Origin of the sequence: Wolbachia endosymbiont (group A) of Hedychridium roseum, from assembly GCF_964028325.1 — a bacterium.
In the GTDB taxonomy this organism is placed as follows: Bacteria; Pseudomonadota; Alphaproteobacteria; order Rickettsiales; family Anaplasmataceae; genus Wolbachia.
In genome coordinates, this window is record NZ_OZ034755.1 from 1,233,402 (window position 1) to 1,250,393 (window position 16,992).

Annotated in this window: 14 protein-coding genes, 1 tRNA gene and 1 pseudogene; 11 read left to right on the forward strand and 5 right to left on the reverse strand. The window is 34.7% G+C overall.

Going from position 1 to position 16,992, the window contains the following annotated elements:
- Window positions 1–3: 3 nt before the first annotated feature.
- The 4 genes from ABWU23_RS06050 to dnaN all read left to right on the forward strand — a co-directional run bounded on the left by ABWU23_RS06050 (window position 4) and on the right by dnaN (window position 3,222).
- Window positions 4–255 (forward strand): hypothetical protein, encoded by a 252-nt coding sequence (locus ABWU23_RS06050; RefSeq protein WP_253309417.1) that lies wholly within the window; start codon window positions 4–6, stop codon window positions 253–255.
- Between the two features lie 305 nt (window positions 256–560).
- Window positions 561–1,454, forward strand: a complete 894-nt coding sequence (locus tag ABWU23_RS06055) for an RNA polymerase factor sigma-32 (protein WP_253309418.1) — start codon at window positions 561–563, stop codon at window positions 1,452–1,454.
- The gene (locus ABWU23_RS06060) at window positions 1,447–1,944 is read left to right on the forward strand and encodes an invasion associated locus B family protein (protein ID WP_353270959.1); all 498 of its coding nucleotides are present in this window, start codon (window positions 1,447–1,449) and stop codon (window positions 1,942–1,944) included. Before ABWU23_RS06055 ends, ABWU23_RS06060 begins: the two co-directional genes overlap by 8 nt.
- 123 nt (window positions 1,945–2,067) lie before the next feature.
- Complete coding sequence (dnaN, locus tag ABWU23_RS06065) at window positions 2,068–3,222, forward strand: DNA polymerase III subunit beta (protein WP_353270960.1); 1,155 nt, start codon at window positions 2,068–2,070, stop codon at window positions 3,220–3,222.
- Window positions 3,223–3,310: 88 nt separating this feature from the next.
- Here dnaN and truA read toward each other — a convergent pair whose 3' ends face one another.
- A complete protein-coding gene (gene truA / locus ABWU23_RS06070; RefSeq protein ID WP_096617503.1) occupies window positions 3,311–4,048 on the reverse strand; it encodes a tRNA pseudouridine(38-40) synthase TruA in 738 nt (245 codons plus the stop codon).
- A gap of 141 nt (window positions 4,049–4,189) precedes the next feature.
- Between truA and recA the strand changes: the two genes are divergently transcribed.
- From recA to plsY, 6 genes are all read left to right on the forward strand, one after another.
- A complete protein-coding gene (gene recA / locus ABWU23_RS06075; protein ID WP_264687864.1) occupies window positions 4,190–5,257 on the forward strand; it encodes a recombinase RecA in 1,068 nt (355 codons plus the stop codon).
- 164 nt (window positions 5,258–5,421) lie between these two features.
- Complete coding sequence (locus ABWU23_RS06080) at window positions 5,422–6,114, forward strand: phosphatidylserine decarboxylase (protein WP_253309960.1); 693 nt, start codon at window positions 5,422–5,424, stop codon at window positions 6,112–6,114.
- Window positions 6,111–6,881 carry a CDP-alcohol phosphatidyltransferase family protein gene (locus tag ABWU23_RS06085; RefSeq protein WP_182183504.1) on the forward strand — a complete coding sequence of 257 codons (771 nt, stop codon included), beginning with the start codon at window positions 6,111–6,113 and terminating at the stop codon, window positions 6,879–6,881. The genes ABWU23_RS06080 and ABWU23_RS06085 overlap by 4 nt, the downstream gene beginning before the upstream one ends.
- A gap of 31 nt (window positions 6,882–6,912) precedes the next feature.
- Window positions 6,913–8,256, forward strand: a complete 1,344-nt coding sequence (locus tag ABWU23_RS06090) for an alanine/glycine:cation symporter family protein (protein ID WP_253309421.1) — start codon at window positions 6,913–6,915, stop codon at window positions 8,254–8,256.
- Between the two features lies 1 nt (window position 8,257).
- Complete coding sequence (locus ABWU23_RS06095) at window positions 8,258–9,724, forward strand: alanine/glycine:cation symporter family protein (RefSeq protein ID WP_253309422.1); 1,467 nt, start codon at window positions 8,258–8,260, stop codon at window positions 9,722–9,724.
- Between the two features lie 12 nt (window positions 9,725–9,736).
- Entirely contained in the window at window positions 9,737–10,312 is a 576-nt protein-coding gene (gene plsY, locus ABWU23_RS06100) for a glycerol-3-phosphate 1-O-acyltransferase PlsY (RefSeq protein WP_253309423.1), read from the forward strand.
- Between the two features lies 1 nt (window position 10,313).
- Here plsY and ABWU23_RS06105 read toward each other — a convergent pair whose 3' ends face one another.
- The 4 genes from ABWU23_RS06105 to ABWU23_RS06120 all read right to left on the reverse strand — a co-directional run bounded on the left by ABWU23_RS06105 (window position 10,314) and on the right by ABWU23_RS06120 (window position 12,601).
- The gene (locus tag ABWU23_RS06105) at window positions 10,314–10,811 is read right to left on the reverse strand and encodes a hypothetical protein (RefSeq protein WP_265016554.1); all 498 of its coding nucleotides are present in this window, start codon (window positions 10,809–10,811) and stop codon (window positions 10,314–10,316) included.
- Window positions 10,792–11,553: a hypothetical protein gene (locus ABWU23_RS06110; protein ID WP_265017442.1), complete on the reverse strand. Its 762-nt coding sequence runs from the start codon at window positions 11,551–11,553 to the stop codon at window positions 10,792–10,794. Before ABWU23_RS06110 ends, ABWU23_RS06105 begins: the two co-directional genes overlap by 20 nt.
- Window positions 11,554–11,605: 52 nt before the next feature.
- Entirely contained in the window at window positions 11,606–12,517 is a 912-nt protein-coding gene (locus ABWU23_RS06115; protein ID WP_265017443.1) for a cation diffusion facilitator family transporter, read from the reverse strand.
- Between the two features lie 11 nt (window positions 12,518–12,528).
- Window positions 12,529–12,601 (reverse strand) — tRNA-Val (locus ABWU23_RS06120).
- 397 nt (window positions 12,602–12,998) lie between these two features.
- Here ABWU23_RS06120 and ABWU23_RS06125 point away from each other — a divergent pair.
- A pseudogene (locus ABWU23_RS06125) lies at window positions 12,999–16,592 on the forward strand (peptidase M2).
- Window positions 16,593–16,992: the final 400 nt, after the last annotated feature.

The window sequence follows — 16,992 nt, forward strand, 5'->3', positions numbered from 1 at the left end:
TATATGCTTGATAGAAATGCCGCTATTCAGTTAATGAAATTACATGGTGAGAATGGTATAAAAAGATGGAAAGAAGAAGTAAATTACGGAAAAAGATCGTATATTGAAGGATTTTTCTCAAGGTTGAAGCGAATATTTGGGTTTAGTTTTAAGAATAAATCTGAGACAAATAGAGAGAAGAAACTGCTTATTAAATGCTACTTAATGAACAAATTTACTGCAATTGGTATGCCTAAATTTGAAATAGTCGCATAAAATTATTTACTCTGGAAAAAACTTACGTTGCTATGCAACAAAGCCCACTGGGATCTAGAAAAAAGAAATGTGGATTCCAGTGTCAAGGCACTGGAATAACACCACTTACTAAGTATTTAAACTATAATGTTCATCATTACACGCTGGCAGGATGTCATATATAGTGTTACCCAGGTAGCTGTGCTGGGGCTTATCGTCTTTAAGATCCCAATTAGATAGAAGGTTTATACTTTTTTCAAATCAAAGCTTGAATTTTTTCTTGAAAATCAATATATTATATATATGAAGTTTTAATTTAAGTTGTTATGTTGACCCCAATGGCAAGCTTATGTGTTGATAGCAGAACCAATCTCATGCAATATATTGCTAGAGTGCAAAAATTTCCTATGCTGTCTCAAGAGGAAGAGGTACGATTAGCAAAAAATTGGAACCAATATAAGGATATTTCTTCTGCTCATAAATTGATTACCAGCCATTTGAATTTGGTAGTGAAAATTGCAATGAAATTCAAAAATTATGGACTATTGTTGATGGACCTGGTCATGGAAGGGAATATGGGTTTAATGCATGCAGTAAAAAAGTTTAATCCTGATTTAGGGTTTCGTTTTTCAACTTATGCAGTGTGGTGGATTGAAGCTTCAATAAAAGACTTTATATTGAAATCTTGGTCGTTCGTGAAAATAGGCACAACGCAAGCACAAAGAAGATTATTTTTTAGTTTACGTAAAATAAAAAAAAGAATTTTACAGTATACAAACAGAGAGACTTTAAGCAATGAAGAAATAAAAGCAATATCTAATGAGCTTTCTGTATCCGAAGGAGATGTTCTGCAGATGAATTACCGTTTGGCTTGTAAGGATCAGTCGCTAAACGATTGCATAAAAATAGGTGATGACTCTAAAAGGGAGTTGCAAGATATGATCCCATGTAACTTGGTCAGTCAAGAAGTAACCTATCAGAATCATGAAGAAAAAGAATTAAAAGAAACAATTTTAAACAATGCACTAGCAAGCCTTAACGAAAGGGCAAGAGACATTTTTATCAGTAGATATTTGTCTGAAAACACTCAAACTCTAGATGAACTTAGTAAAAAATATTGTGTTTCAAGAGAAAGAATAAGACAGTTGGCTGAGCAGGCGATGGCTAAGGTAAAACAATATATACAATCAGAAAGTTTGAAATTTGGTTTGCATGCGTAGTTTTTTTATATTTCTAATATTTTTTCCAATAGGCGCTTTTGCATCGGTTAGTGATGTGCAATTGAAGGAAAAATACAAAGACTGGCTTGTATATACTGCATCAGAAGATGGAGAGAAAGTGTGTTACATTGTATCTTACCCTAAGACAAAAAGCGAGCATTATACAACCAATCGCAAGCCGTATGTAATGGTCAGTTATGTTGATAAAAAAGCAGATGAGGTAAGCGTTACCTCTGGTTTTCAGTATGATAAGGAGCCTGTAGCTCTCAATATCGACAAAAAAATTAAATATACACTGCCTATAATACAGGGAAGTTTTGCGTGGGCAGAGCATACAAAAATAGATCAAGATCTCATTCTAAAAATGAAGCAGGGATTATCAATGGTAGTTAATGGAAAAACAAAAACAGTGACCATTGATGATACTTATTCCCTACTTGGTTTTCAAAAAGCGTATCAAAAAATGCATGATTTATGTCATACAAAGTAAATCATTGTAACAAAATACCCAGCTATAGTATAAACTGGACTACTCTTTCAATGGAAATATAAATAGCACTTTACTTTATATAGGATGTGGATATCATTTAAAATATATTTTTGAGAGTTAGCAATGTCAGAGGTTGCAGGTGTAGATACAGAAATCAAAAAAAATTCTGTGTGCGAGCAGATGCGTTTTAGCGTGAGCCGTACAAGTCTTTTAAATACATTATCCAGAGTAAGTGGAGTGGTTGAAAGGCGTAATGCAATAGATGTTTTGGCATGTATAAATATCAAAGCACAACACGGCAGCATAAAATTAATGGCAACTGATCTTGACATTTCAATGTTTGCCTCACTTGCTGCAACCGTATTAACAGAAGGAGAAGTAAAAATTTCAGCGCATACTTTACATGACATAGTGAAGAAGTTACCCGCTGATTTGGATGTCAATTTTGAAGTAAACAACCAAAGAAAATTATTGATGTCTTGCGGAAATGCAAACTTTTCTTTACCGAATGTAGTTTCAAGCAGCTTTCCTGCTCTTGAAGAAGACAATTATAAACATGATTTTATTCTACTAAATACGGACCTGATAGACTTATTAACTAAAACAAAATTTGCTGTATCACTAGATGATACAAGGTATAATTTAAATGGAATATATCTACATACAGACGAGCAGTTTCTGTACTGCGTTGCAACTGATGGTCACCGTTTATCATGTATAAAGAGACCAAAGCCTGGGAACATCAATGGCGAATTTGGTGTGATCATTCCACGTAAAACTGTTATGGAGCTGTTAAAAATATTGGACGACTGTAATGAAATTAATGTAAAACTCTCAGACAGAAAAATCAAGTTTACATGCGGTGAATATATTCTAATATCAAAATTAATAGATGGGACTTTTCCAAATTATAAAGCAGTTATTCCAGCATCTCAAGATAAGCATATGATTATTGAAAGTAAAAAACTTTCAGATGTTATAGATCGAGTTTCCGTTGTTGTATCTGATAAAGTAAAATCCATTAAATTCTCACTACAAGAAAAGCTGCTGACTCTGCATTCAAACTCTCAAGAGTGCAATGATGCAACTGAATCCATAGAAGTGGACTACAATGAAGCCCCTATAGAAATAGGGTTTAACTCGCGTTATTTACTTGATGTTCTATCCTGCATAAAAAATAAATGTAAGTTTAGCTTAGCCGATGGTAATAGTGCTACAATTATCACTGATGAAGACGATTCAAGTGTATTATATGTAGTGATGCCAATGAGAACTTAAACTTGTCATCCCGCTTCTTGTTAGCAGGATCTGGAGATACCGTGGCGGTATGACACTTATTTCACTAAGAACGTTACTTTTTATTAAATTAGTAATCTATCTTTACCAAATATAAGCCAAAAGGTGGTGCAGTAACTCCAGCTGCATTTCTTTTGCATTGGTTTAATATATTTAGCATTTCTTGTGGATTAGTTCTATTTTTTCCAAATTCAACTAAAGTACCCACAATGATCCTCACTTGGTTATGTAAAAAGGAAATAGCAGATATTTTGATGTGTATATGATTCCCATTTTGTATTATATCGATATCATCAATTGTTCTCATCGGATTTGCGGCTTGACAATCTTTTGAACGAAAACTTGAAAAGTCATGTTTTCCAAGTAGATGTTTAGCAGCTTCACGCATAATATTTACATCAAGTGGGTTAAACACTTGCCATACATAACCTGTCTCCAGAGCGGCAGGAGCATAGCGATTAACTATTCTGTATTCATAATATCTTTTTTTTGCTGAAAACCGTGCGTGAAACGCATCATCTACAACTTCTGCATTCAGTACAACTATGGGAATTGATTTTAAATGATAATTTATTGCGTTTCTTATTCTATAAAGCTCAAATTCCTTTTCCATATCAAAATGAGCAATTTGTCCTAAAGCATGAACCCCTGCATCAGTCCTGCCACCGCAGTACAAAGTAACTTTCTCACCACTAAAATTAAATATAGCATTTTCTATGGCTTCCTGGATTGAATTAGCAGAATGTTGCTGCTTCTGCCAGCCAGAGAAACTACTACCATTGTATTCTATCGTTATTTTGTATCGCACTGCAGAGTCTATCTAACTTTCTATCTTAATATAATTTAGGTAGCTAATTTTTCTACGATAACGTTCTTCGTTATTAAAAAACCCTTGGCAGGTTGTTCACGTTTGATTATCATGGAAGTTATACAAGTTAATAAATGATCCATGGCAAACAACTCAGAAGAAAGAAATAATGATAAGCAAAAAGCATTAGATAACGCAATAAGCCAGATTGAAAAAGCATTTGGTAAAGGTGCAATAATGAAGTTGAAGCAAAACCCTGTAGAGAAAATAGACACAATATCCACAGGATCAATTGCGCTTGATTCGGCTCTAGGTGTTGGAGGTCTGCCAAAAGGACGTATAATTGAAATATTTGGTCCCGAGAGTTCTGGTAAAACCACTCTTGCCTTGCACGTGATTGCTGAAGCACAAAAAAAAGGAGGATCATGCGCATTTATCGATGCAGAACATGCATTGGATGTCTTATATGCTCGTAAACTTGGGGTAAGCACTGATGATTTAGTAATTTCGCAACCAGACACTGGGGAACAAGCATTACACATTGTTGAGTACTTAGTGTGTTCTGGTGCGGTTGATGTGATAGTTATTGACTCTGTTGCAGCGTTAACTCCAAGAGCTGAAATTGAAGGTGATATGGGTGATCAACATATGGGGCTGCAAGCAAGGCTTCTAAGTCACGGGCTACGAAAGCTAACCTCTGCCGTTTCAAAAGCGAACTGTATATTGATATTTATTAATCAAATTCGTATGAAAATAGGAGTAGTGTATGGAAATCCTGAAACTACCACGGGTGGAAATGCATTAAAATTCTATACTTCTGTAAGGCTTGACATAAGAAAAGTTGGTGTAATAAAAGACAAAGAAAATATTACAGGCAATGAAACAAGAGTTAAAGTTGTAAAAAATAAAGTTGCTCCTCCATTTAGAGAAGCGAAATTTGATATAATGTACAATGAAGGTATATCAAAACTCGGAGAAATAATAGATATGGGAGCAAAGCTTGGTGTGCTTGAAAAAGCAGGTGCTTACTATTCATATAACAATACACGTCTTGGACAAGGAAGAGAGAATGTAAAAACTTACCTAAAAACAAACAAAGAAGTCGCAAATGAAATAGAAATGAAAATCAGAGATTTACTCAGAAATCATGATAATTCTATTATAATAGACGAGGATAGTGAGCAACTTTTAGAAGAATCAGTGTTCTGATCTAAACTTAGTTTGTGTTGGATGGGTTGTTACAGTATGACGGTGTGTGCTAATCTGTAATGTTACCTTGTATCAAGAGGACTTTGCTGAAGCAGTTAAAAAAAGCTTTTCATGAGAAATTATAAATGATAAATTGTTAACAATAGGTTATTGTGAATAAGATTATGTGTTTTAGTTTACCTAATATAAACAGGGAAGGTTATTTATTTATAGTCGTTGCCTTTATAGTAACGTGTATAGCATTCTCTATATCTTGGGGGTTTGGTGTTACGTGCTTGTTTCCGACATTATTGTGTACTTATTTCTTTCGCGATCCAACAAGAGCTGTGCCAAACAACAAGGATCTTATATTAAGTCCTGCTGATGGTGTGATTTCAAAAATTGAAGAAGTTAATTATCCTTTATCGGCAGAAAATGGAGAAGAGAAGAAGTTCACGCTTGTTAGCATATTTTTAAGTGTTTTGAACGTCCATGTGAACCGTATACCAATATCTGGTACGATAAAGGAAATGAATTATAAAAAAGGCAAGTTTGTATCCGCAATGAGCAATAGGTCTAGTAATGAAAATGAAAAGCAGGTTATTGTGATTGAATACGAAAAGGGAAAAGAAATTATTGTGGAGCAAATAGCTGGATTAATTGCACGTCGTATCGTTTGTAATTTAGGAGTATCCCAGAATGTGAAAGCAGGTGAAAGGTTTGGAATTATAAGATTTGGTAGTAGAGTGAATATTTATGTTCCTGCTGATATAGAAGTCAGAGTTTCAGAAGGGCAAACTGTTATTGGTGGTGAAACAATTATAGCAAACTTAAATAAGGAAAACGTTCAAGAGAAGCTTACTTTTGACGTTATATGAATAACGATGGAAGTAACAGTAGATTCTTACCTATTACTAAATTATTCCCAAACTTTATAACTTTATTGGGTTTATGTTCTGGTCTCACTTCACTTAAATTTACATTTAATGAACAATGGGAATTCTCAGTAATTTTTATCATCATTGCAGCAATAATAGATGGAATGGATGGCAGAATAGCTAGAATTCTAAAATCAACTAGCGATTTTGGAGCCCAGCTTGATTCTTTTGCAGATTTTCTAAATTTTGGTGCAGCGCCTGCATTTCTTTTGTATTTTTGGAAGCTAAACGAAATCAAAGTCATAGGTTGGATTTTAGTAATGATATACGTAATCTGCATATCAATAAGACTTGCAAGATTTAATGTTTCGCTACACTCAGAACAATCACACTGGGAAAAATTTTTCTTTTCTGGTGTTCCAGCTCCAGTGTGTGCTTTACTTTCTTTGTTACCAATAATTATTACCTTTCAATCTCATGAGAGTGAATACTTACTTCTCATAGAGCGATTTTTTAACACAAGAAACGTAGCTTGTTACTTTCTGGCCATTTCATTTTTTTCGATAAGTCACATTCCAACCTTCTCTGCAAAATATATTTATGTTCCCAAAAGCCTATCCTATATATTTGTGTCATTTTTTGGAGTACTTATTATATTTTTCATCAGTAAGCCCTGGATGACGCTACCAATTTTAGGTGTAGTGTATGTACTTACTATTCCAGTAAGCACTGGGCTTTATATATATTACTCGTATAAAGCTCGTTAGCTATAAGTTGTAATAAAAAGTAGTGAGCAGCATGATTGTAAAAATAAGTGAACTGTTAAATTCATTTCTGTACATAAAGATATTCAACATTCCATTTATAATTATTTGGGTAATTGCAACTGGGGTTTTTTGTACCATCCAATTCAAATTCACTAACTTTAGATTGTTCAAGCATGGAATACAGACGCTATTCAATCTAAAGTGTAATAACAATAACAATGGCATAATCACTCATATTCAAGCGTTTGCAACAGTAATTTCAGGAACAGTTGGTCTTGGAACAATATCAGGAGTTGCAATAGCTATCACAATAGGGGGCCCAAGTGCAGTTTTTTGGATGGTAATTACCGGAATACTTGGTATGTCGATAAAGTTTGCCGAGGTGGTGCTTGCATTCACCTATCGCTCTGAAAATGCAACTGGCGGGGCTTTTTATTACATGAAGTACGGGCTTGCAAAAATTGGATTTGCAAAAACTGGTAGATTTCTTGCCTTTACTTATGCGATTATGCTACTTATTGCAATGATTTTGGGCGGTATACCATTTCAAGCGAATCAGATAGCAGCATTGTCAAATAACCTCTTCGAATACAACGCATCTATTATTATATCCCTGCTTGTCTTTATTGTAATATTGGGAGGAATAAAGCGCATTGCTTTCGTTTCAACGAGCTTAGCACCAATTATGATAGTGCTATATATGGGTATGTGTATATATTTAATTTATGTAAACAGAAGTAATTTGCTGAATGCTCTATCCATAATATTCCAAGACATCTTCAATAAATCAGCTATAGGAGGCGGAGTATTGAGCGGATTAATAGCAGGAGTGAGAAGATCAGTGTTTGCTAACGAAGCAGGTACCGGAACAGCAGCTATAGCACATTCAGCTGTAAAAGAAGAAGATCCAATTAAAGTTGGATGCGTTGCAATGATTGCACCACTTATAGACACAATACTAATCTCATTTTTGACTGGTATCGTGATAATTATTACTGGTATGCATAGCACTGATAACGTGGGTGATATTACACTAATTAGTTCGGTATTTTCAACAGTTTTGCCCTTGTTCAGCAAGTTAGTTTTTCCGCTAATGATGTTTTCCTTTGCATTTTCTACAATAATAGCTTATTGTTACTACTGTGAAGTTGCTCTGCTGTATTTATTTGGTAATAAAAAAATACTGATACCGTTCCAAATTCTTATAGTGGTTTCAGTATATATCAGTTGTATGTCAAAAAATATAGAATTTATATCTTACCTAGGCGACAGTTTGTTCATGTGCCTTATGATTCCAAATGCTGTTGCAATATATCTACTAAGAAGGGAAGTTTTGAATACAATAGATTCTTATTACAATTCTAAAGGGTATTAACATGATTTATAGATTACTTTGTATGGTGTTATTTTGCCTATTGTTTAATGATGTGTACGCTGCTTCAGGTTTTTATGAAAGTTATGATGCTGTGTTGAATGGAATAAATAACTTCATGAATGAAGTGCTGTTTTTCAAAATCCTTTACGTGCCATTTATAATCTTTCTACTAGCTTTTGGTTATGTGTTTCTAACATTACGTTTTGGATTTCTCAACATAAGAATGTTTAAGCATGCGTTTGCTATTTTATGTGGAAAATATGACACGAATCACCATGATGGTCATATTACGCATTTTCAGGCATTTATGACTGCACTTTCAAGCACAGTAGGCCTTGGAACTGTTGCTGGAGTCGCAATTGCAGTTTCAATGGGAGGGCCAGGAGCGGTGCCTTGGATGATGATTACAGGTTTTTTTGGTATGTCAGCAAAATTTGCCGAAGTGACTTTAGCATTTAGACATAGAACAGAAGATCAGGAGCAATTGTTTAGTGGTCCCTTTCAGTATATAAGGAATGGTCTGGAGGAATTTGGATTTAAAAAACTTGGTATTGTTTTAGCTGCAATATATGCAGTATTCTTTGTATTATCAGGTCTTGGTGGAAGTGTAGCGTTTCAAACCAACCAAATGGTTTCAATATTATCTGGCTATTCAAGTTGGGTAGATGGTCACTCTTGGTTTCTTTCTTCCATAATCTCTGCGCTGCTTGCTCTAGTGATTATTGGCGGAATTAAAAGGATAGCTAGAGTATCTTCTGCACTAGTGCCTATTATGTCACTCATATATATATGTAGCTGCCTTATTATTATTGGATTTAATATCCACAATCTTGGTCACACATTTAAGATATTATTTTCCAGCATGATAGATTTTAATGCTGTTGGCGGAGGGATGGTAGGAGCATTTGTTGCTGGAATTCAAAGAGCAATTTTTGCCAGCGAAGCTGGTGTCGGCTCTGCTGCAATTACTCATGCAACAACTAAAGATGAAGAACCAGTAAGAACTGGGCTTGTTGCTATGATAGAACCGTGTTTTGATACAATGCTCACTTGCTGTTTAACTGGAATAACGATAGTAATAACAGGTGCATACCAGACTAGTGTTGGTGAAGGGATATTAATCACTCAAAAGGCATTTGAAACTGTTTCTTCATGGTTTCCTATACTTTTAACCATAGCTGCACCTTTGTTTGCATTTTCTTCAGTAATTTCGTTTGTATATTGTTGTGAAATGGGGTGGCTATATTTATTCGGTGCAAAAAGTATAGTGATATATCGCATAGCAGTAATAATTGTAGCGTTTTTTTCTGCTCTTTCTAAAGATATAATGGCTATTGCCAATATCGGTGGAACTTTGTTCTCTTGTTTAGCTCTCATCAATATGACAGCGCTTATACTGTTTAGTAATCAGATTAACGATGAAGTTCAGTGCTACCTAAAAAGGCTGAGGAATAATAAAATTAATTAGGTTCTTGGTATAATGGAAAAGCATGTAGTCCTTATACTATCCTACATATTAGGTTCAATACCGTTTAGCTTAATCATTACAAAAATAAAAGGGATAAACTTAAGAGAAGTAGGTTCAGGAAACATTGGCGCTACAAACGTTGCAAGAACAGGAAATAAATGTCTTGCTGCTCTGGCATTACTTCTGGATTCCTTAAAAGGATTCATCGCAGTTTATATAGCACAACAATTTTGTGATAATAACGATTTTTATATATATGTATCTGCAATTTTAGCAGTTTTAGGGCACATGTTTCCTATTTGGCTAAAATTTAAAGGAGGTAAAGGAGTTGCAACAACTCTGGGAGTGTTGATAGCGTTTAACATACCTGTGGCATTAGTGTTTATATTTGCCTGGATAGTGGTATTTTTTATCTTTAGATACTCTTCTCTTGCTTCTTTGACTGCTACTTCAACGGTTGTAGCATGGTCCTTTTTTTTTCAGAGGAATTTGTTCTTAACATTACTAGTTATAGGAACACTAGTTTTTCTCAAGCACTACAAGAATATTATGAATCTTCTGCAAGGCAAGGAACATAAATTTTTATAATTCATGTGCTGACCCTGTTGCTTCTTATATTATCGATGTTTGGGTCGGTTAATTTTCCTGGATTAATATATTCAAGATTTTCTATTGTATCTACTACATTCTGTTCACTACAATCCAAGCTAAACAAATTTCTCATTAAAGGTATCTTGATTTCTTGAATAAAATTAGAAGTTATTTGGTTACTGCTATCATCTGACTTATCCCAGGCATTGAGGATTTCTTTATGATTCTTCTTTTTTTGCAGCTCTTTCTTAATAAACTCACATGCCTCATCTTCTGCACATATTCCAATTCTATCTTCTACAAGGTATTCTACTCTAATACCAGGGTGTATTCCTTCTAATGACTTTAACATTGCACCAATAATACCAGTAAAGCAGGTTTCAGGAACAATTGTTCCTTTAGCATAGTTCATGGCATACATTAAAGACTTTACTAACTCTTGCCTTTTTACTGCAACTGATTCACTATCTCCACTATTACAAGCCTTTAGAACCAAATATAAAATTTGCCCCCCCCATGAGTCCAGAAACATGAACTTGTTCATCATTATTGCACCATTCATTAAGAAAGTTAATAAATTCTTTTTTATTATTGTTTCCAAGCTCTTTTTCCCCTTCTACGAACTTAATAAACTTAACAAATTCATCATTATGTATAACACCATTAGGTTCTGGTATCTTCTCACCATATTTATCTTTTAGTGTATTAATACTGTCAATAATGCTATCATTTGCCATATGAGGCATCATATGTTCTTTCATAGCATTTATTACATTTTTTGTACCAACTAAATTCTCATACAAACCATCGGAAAGTAGCTTTAATGAAGCTTTAAGTAAGGCTATAGGGTTAAGTGTTGCTGGCCTTGTTTCGGGCTGCAATAGGATTATTCCAATTGCCAATGGTATCGGCGCCAGCAGCCAAGCTAATATTAAAGACTTAGAGAAAAAATAATAAATTGTTAGCCCAGCAATACATGAAACTGCGATTGACTTGATTATGTTACCTTGACCAAATATTTTCCAATATTCTTTATTACTTATTTTTTCCCCACCTTTTATTTTTTTATATCCAAGAAATGTTTTAATTTCTGTATCATATAGAGTAGATACTAAGCTAGCTATTATCGAAGTAGGAATGGTTACTATAGTTAACGCATAATAAAAAGATAAATAGAGAGCAATTCTAACTTTACTGGAACCACTGCGAGGAAATTGTATTTGAGAGATACCTATCATAGCTTACCTTCAACATCATTACGCTCTAGTAATAGCATAGTAATTTAAAACGTCAATGTTTAAGTATCTTATTATCCGCACACTCATCGTATTCGATCTCGACTGTAGAGTGTGCTATCTCGAACCTATTTAGTAGTATTTTTTTTATCTCATACAAAATATCAGTGTGTTGTGCATCTTGCTTTACTTTGGCATGCATGGTAATTATAAAATAATTATCAGACAGTGACCATGCATGTATGTGGTGCACATCTATCACTTCAGATAATTCTGATGTGATCTTACTTTTTATTTCCTCAGTAGATATCCCTTCAGGTGTGCCTTCAAGAAGTATGTGGCAAGAATTCTTTAGAATTTTGTAGCCACTATTCAAAATGATTATACTGACAAATACCGATAAAATCGGATCCACCATTTGCCATCCAGTAAACATGATAATTATGGATGCAAGTATAGCAGCTACAGAACCTAAAATATCTCCTATAACGTGTAGTACAGCACTTTTTATGTTTATATTGCTCTCGCATTTACTATGTAATATAAAAAAGACTATAATATTAGAGATCAGGCCAAGTGTAGCAATTACTAACATTACTTTCCACTCAACATTTACCGGAAAAATAAATCTTTTTATTGACTCAATTATAATGATTACTGCAATGAAGAATAAAGTTAAACCATTAACAAATGCTGCAATTATCTGCAACCGATGATACCCGTATGATCTTTGCAAATCAGATTTCTTAGCTGAAAATTTGTGTGCTAACCAGCTTAAAACTAAGGCAAAGAGGTCAGTGAGCATATGCCCTGCATCTGATAGTAGAGCAAGCGAATGTGAAATTATTCCACCTACTATTTCCATAAACATTGTTATCGCAACTATTATTATGGAATAGATTAAGCGCTTGGACTGTGCTGCTGAGTGTTTGCCGTTATGCACTGCTGTCATATAAAATCTTTTCATGAACAAAAACGTGGGTAACACTGGGTTCGAACCAGCGACCGCTTGCACGTCAAGCAAGTGCTCTACCAACTGAGCTAATTACCCATCGTGGTTTTAGTATAGTGCTTTGGTGGAATGAAAGTCAATTTGCTTTTAAATTCTTACCCTATCCTAATGTAACGTTAGAATTTAGATTTTTTTTGTGGTCAAGCTATAGAGCCTATAGCTAGTGCAGGTCAGGTTTTCCTACGTCATACCGCGATTCATTCGCGGTATCTCAGCATAGATTCCGCTAACACGTAGCGGAATGACGAGTTCATAGCTTACCAAATTATCGGTAAATCTAAATTGCTTTAGTTATAGCTATATCTTATATTGTTCATATTAAATTAATTACTTATATTTCTTCACTAAGATATAGATTATACCAATATGAAAATTCACACTTTTTTAGTAGAGATCACCTTATATTTGAAGAGTTAATAAATTAGAGGTTAGAATTATGACAATCAATCAACAAATAAATAAAAATATAACTAAAGAAGAATACTTTAACAATAACGGCAAAGGGTTTAATTCGCCACATGTTGTAGAAGTTAAAGATTTAAATATTAAAGTAGAAGTTTATTCTCATAATTTAAGAGCAAGTAAAATTGCAACAATTGAAAGTGAGATAAAAGAAACAGCTACTAGTTTTAAAGATACATTCAAGTTAAAACACAGCAACTCAGAACAAACATTTAAAATTTATATGTTTGATGACAAGGATGATTACACTCACCTTGGCGGAAGCGAGCGTTTCGGTTCTTACCTTGGAGATGAGGGTGGTAAATGTTACTACAAAGGGGAAGCTGATGTTTTTGCTGAAATGTATGTCTATCAGCAAGGTGGCGTTCATAACCTTCAGCATGAATTTGCACATGGTTTAACTTACTTGGCTACAGGAGGTAAGCACCTACCTACAGTATTAATGGAAGGAATTGCAGATTACTTTGAGCATCATTCAGATCATAAATTCAATTCTCAAGGATCAAGTATCGATAAAACTGAAGCTGCAAATTTGGATTTAGATAAAATTTTAAGTTTAGAATATTCAAAGGACAGCGAAGCAAATAGCCTGGTTTATAAAACAGGTCATGCGTTGATAATGTACTTACAGGAAAAAGATCCTAGTTTATTAAGAGACTACCTAGATGCTTTACGTCAAGGTAACTCAGATGAGTCAAAAAGTTTCTTGAAAGACATAAAAGGACATGATGCTGACTTCAAAAGTTGGCTTGCTGAGAATGATACAGAAACTGCTATGGAAGAAATTAATGCCCTACAAGTTACAAAAGGAGATTTTATAGCAACTGGTCAAGAAATAGTTGGTGGAGAAATTAAAAACATATCCTACTATAAAGCAAATATAGAAAAAATAGATGGAGAAAACGTTGGAAGTTTTTCTCCTGTAGAACATGTGTCGTTTTATGATTATGCTCGTGCTGTTAATAGGGCAACAAATGATAACCTCGATATATCAAAGGAATATCATTTCTTAAAGGCAGTAAAAACTGCTGATGTGCAGGTTAAGCTGACTTACTCTGACCAACAAGGTAATGAATATCAAAACAGTCAAGAGTATAAAATGCAAGCTTTAAGGATGCTATCAAAATATGGTGAAGATCTAAGAAAATCTTACTCTAATGGGAAAGAAGACTTAGAAAAAATACGTGCGAGCGAGCTAGAAGACTTAGATAAGCAGAAGGATATAGAATATGATGATGTGTTGAAAGGCCTGCGTGAACAGGAAGAAACACAGCATCATGATGCATACGAGCAACACAAAAGAGGAGAGATCTCTTATGAGAAATTTGTAGAAAAATGCAATTCAGCCAGCACTAATTATTGTAATGAAGATAAGAGATTATATAGTGCTACACAAGACAAATATACACAACTGAAAGATGCAATACTAGATAAGTATGAAAATTTAAAAAGTACCTTGCTTGATAAAACCATAAACACTGGATTAGAACAAGTAAAAGCGACTAAGAACATCGATGTAGAAAAGATGTTAGAAGAGATGATCAATATCGATCCAAACTTAATCAGAGGTACTCACATTAATCTACAAGAAGGTAAGATTTTTTCTATGCAAGCTCATGGTCAAGGAGATATGGGTGCACTGTCTATATATGACGGAAATACAAAGCTTGGAGAATTATTGAGCGAATCAGGATTTTTTAAGCAAGTTGAAGGCCAAACTAAAGAAACTTTTGTTTTTGAGGAGATATTGCACAACTTAAATGTTCAATATGATGGTGGTGCTTATATGGCGGTTACAAAAGAAAATGGTCATTATAAAGCTTCTCTGATAGATGGCAGAACAGTTGAACGCGATGAATACTTTGATGAAGCACATTTACATGAAAATGAATTGTTGCATCCTAGCACTGGACACATCCAAAAAGATTTAGATTCTCTGCTCCTTAGAGGTACCAAAATTTTGAATCATCAGGATTCAAAGCATGCACAATATTCTGATGAGCAAAAGGCAAATGGAGTAATCGTGGAAAAAGGAAAATTACTGGATAATAAGGGAACAGATAGGACAGACGACGATGTATACGAAGCGGTTGTAAAGCAAGGAGACGAGCGCTTACATGAATTCAAAAATATGGGCTTTTATATTACCGAAGAGGTGAAAAATGAAAGAGGTGAAATTACAAATGGAAGTAACTTGTTCATTCATGATCACGGAAAAAATGTGCGCTATGAGTTACCTGAAAAAGTTACTCATCTAAAGTTAGTGCAAAAGGATGGACAATATAAGTTAGCACCATCTGATTCTGAAGGGAGAGAGTATAATGGCATACCAGATGAATATAGATATATAGATCCAATATTTGCACATGAATATGAGAAGAGAGATTATTCCCATAAACATGTAAATGTGGGCCTTATAAACTTAGAGAAATATGGCTCTGGCAAACTTTTTGCTATAAAGTACGATCCAAATGATTACCAAATACAAAGAAACTCTAGCGGTGAAATAGTTAGAATAAAAGATCAAGCATATTTCACTAAAGTAAAACTATTTGATGGTGATACTGATGAAGAAATTGGAATGTTATCTAATAATTTCCATAACTTCAAAGGGAAAATATTCTTTTCTGCTGATTATAACTACAGTTATAACGACTTCCTCGCATCTGTTTCTCCTCAAGTTGAAATTGAGGACATGGGGAATGGAAGTAAAAAAATAACTTTCGATCAAGGTGATGGTGATATCGGTGACACTAATAGAGGCTACACGGACTATCAGAGAATATTCACAAAAGAGAAACAAACCGAAAGTCCAAAAGGGCAAGTAAGTGAAACTAAGACAGAAGTTGATACATCACACATAAGTCACAATACTACTAATGTTGTTGCACAAGCTGCTGAAGAGAGAACTGTATCAAACGACAATAGTGAAATGCAGTCTGATCAGCCAATTCCATCACAAAGTTTAACAAGAACGAAAAGAACAGCTTCAGTGGAGGAGAAAGAGCAAGAACAGGTAGTATTAAAAGACACAATTCTCAAAATAGAAAAGAGTCGCGAGCAGGACTCAGAAGGGAAGCACAAGGCAAATGTAACCATAGATTATAATGATGTGAAAGCCTTGTATGATAGAGCGGAAGGAGCAGAAAAGCAATCTGTGTTAAAGTTTTGGCACAAATTGGCTGAATCAGGATATAAGGTTGGTGCTTTGCCGTAAGACAAATACTATTTTGAAAAAGGCAAATTCGTAATCCACGATAGTGGCACAAAGAAGCTTATAGTGTTACCTGAAGATAAGGTGTCCATCAAAATAATGAAGGATGGTGATAGTTATAGTTTAGCTATATCAAGTGGTAATGGCAAAGTAATAAGCAGCATTAGTAAAATAGATAATCCAAATTACGAATTGCTGTCAGATTCAAGTCATTTCAATTTAGGGGAGCAAGATAATATTGTATTATCAGATCAACATCACGAATATAATCTTTATCTAGAGAATGGCTTTGTGAAAATGTTTGATTACACAAGCGACCACATTTATCACGACCACAACTCAGCCTACATCTAATACATACAAGGAGGCAAGTATAGCTGACCCAAGCAACACGTCATACCGCGATTCATTCGCGGTATCTCTTAGCCGCTAACAAGTAGCGGGATGACAGCAGTCCTACGTCATACCACCGCGAACCGTCATACCGCAGCGGTATCTCTAGATCCCGCTAACAAGTAGCGGGATGACGGTTGTCAGGCTAGCTGTCATCCAAGTAGCCCCTTCGGTGTCATCCCAGTGCCCAGACACTGGGATCTAGTTAAGTTGATGAGCAAAAAGTAGCCGTTTTATATTAAAGTACAACGTTTCTGATGATGGAAAAATGGATCCCAGTGTCATGCACTGGGATGACAGGAGAGGGGAGTGGGATGACAAGAGAAGAATTCTAAAATGAAAAGTTTCAAGGAAATCTTAT

What these genes read in the sequence shown, in the direction of transcription:
- ABWU23_RS06050 (WP_253309417.1), top strand. Translation starts at nt 4, where the DNA reads ATGCTTGATAGAAATGCCGCTATTCAGTTAATGAAATTACATGGTGAG.
- ABWU23_RS06055 (WP_253309418.1), top strand. Translation starts at nt 561, where the DNA reads ATGTTGACCCCAATGGCAAGCTTATGTGTTGATAGCAGAACCAATCTC.
- ABWU23_RS06060 (WP_353270959.1), top strand. Translation starts at nt 1,447, where the DNA reads ATGCGTAGTTTTTTTATATTTCTAATATTTTTTCCAATAGGCGCTTTT.
- dnaN (WP_353270960.1), top strand. Translation starts at nt 2,068, where the DNA reads ATGTCAGAGGTTGCAGGTGTAGATACAGAAATCAAAAAAAATTCTGTG.
- recA (WP_264687864.1), top strand. Translation starts at nt 4,190, where the DNA reads ATGGCAAACAACTCAGAAGAAAGAAATAATGATAAGCAAAAAGCATTA.
- ABWU23_RS06080 (WP_253309960.1), top strand. Translation starts at nt 5,422, where the DNA reads ATGTGTTTTAGTTTACCTAATATAAACAGGGAAGGTTATTTATTTATA.
- ABWU23_RS06085 (WP_182183504.1), top strand. Translation starts at nt 6,111, where the DNA reads ATGAATAACGATGGAAGTAACAGTAGATTCTTACCTATTACTAAATTA.
- ABWU23_RS06090 (WP_253309421.1), top strand. Translation starts at nt 6,913, where the DNA reads ATGATTGTAAAAATAAGTGAACTGTTAAATTCATTTCTGTACATAAAG.
- ABWU23_RS06095 (WP_253309422.1), top strand. Translation starts at nt 8,258, where the DNA reads ATGATTTATAGATTACTTTGTATGGTGTTATTTTGCCTATTGTTTAAT.
- plsY (WP_253309423.1), top strand. Translation starts at nt 9,737, where the DNA reads ATGGAAAAGCATGTAGTCCTTATACTATCCTACATATTAGGTTCAATA.
- ABWU23_RS06110 (WP_265017442.1), bottom strand. Translation starts at nt 11,553, where the DNA reads ATGATAGGTATCTCTCAAATACAATTTCCTCGCAGTGGTTCCAGTAAA.
- ABWU23_RS06115 (WP_265017443.1), bottom strand. Translation starts at nt 12,517, where the DNA reads ATGAAAAGATTTTATATGACAGCAGTGCATAACGGCAAACACTCAGCA.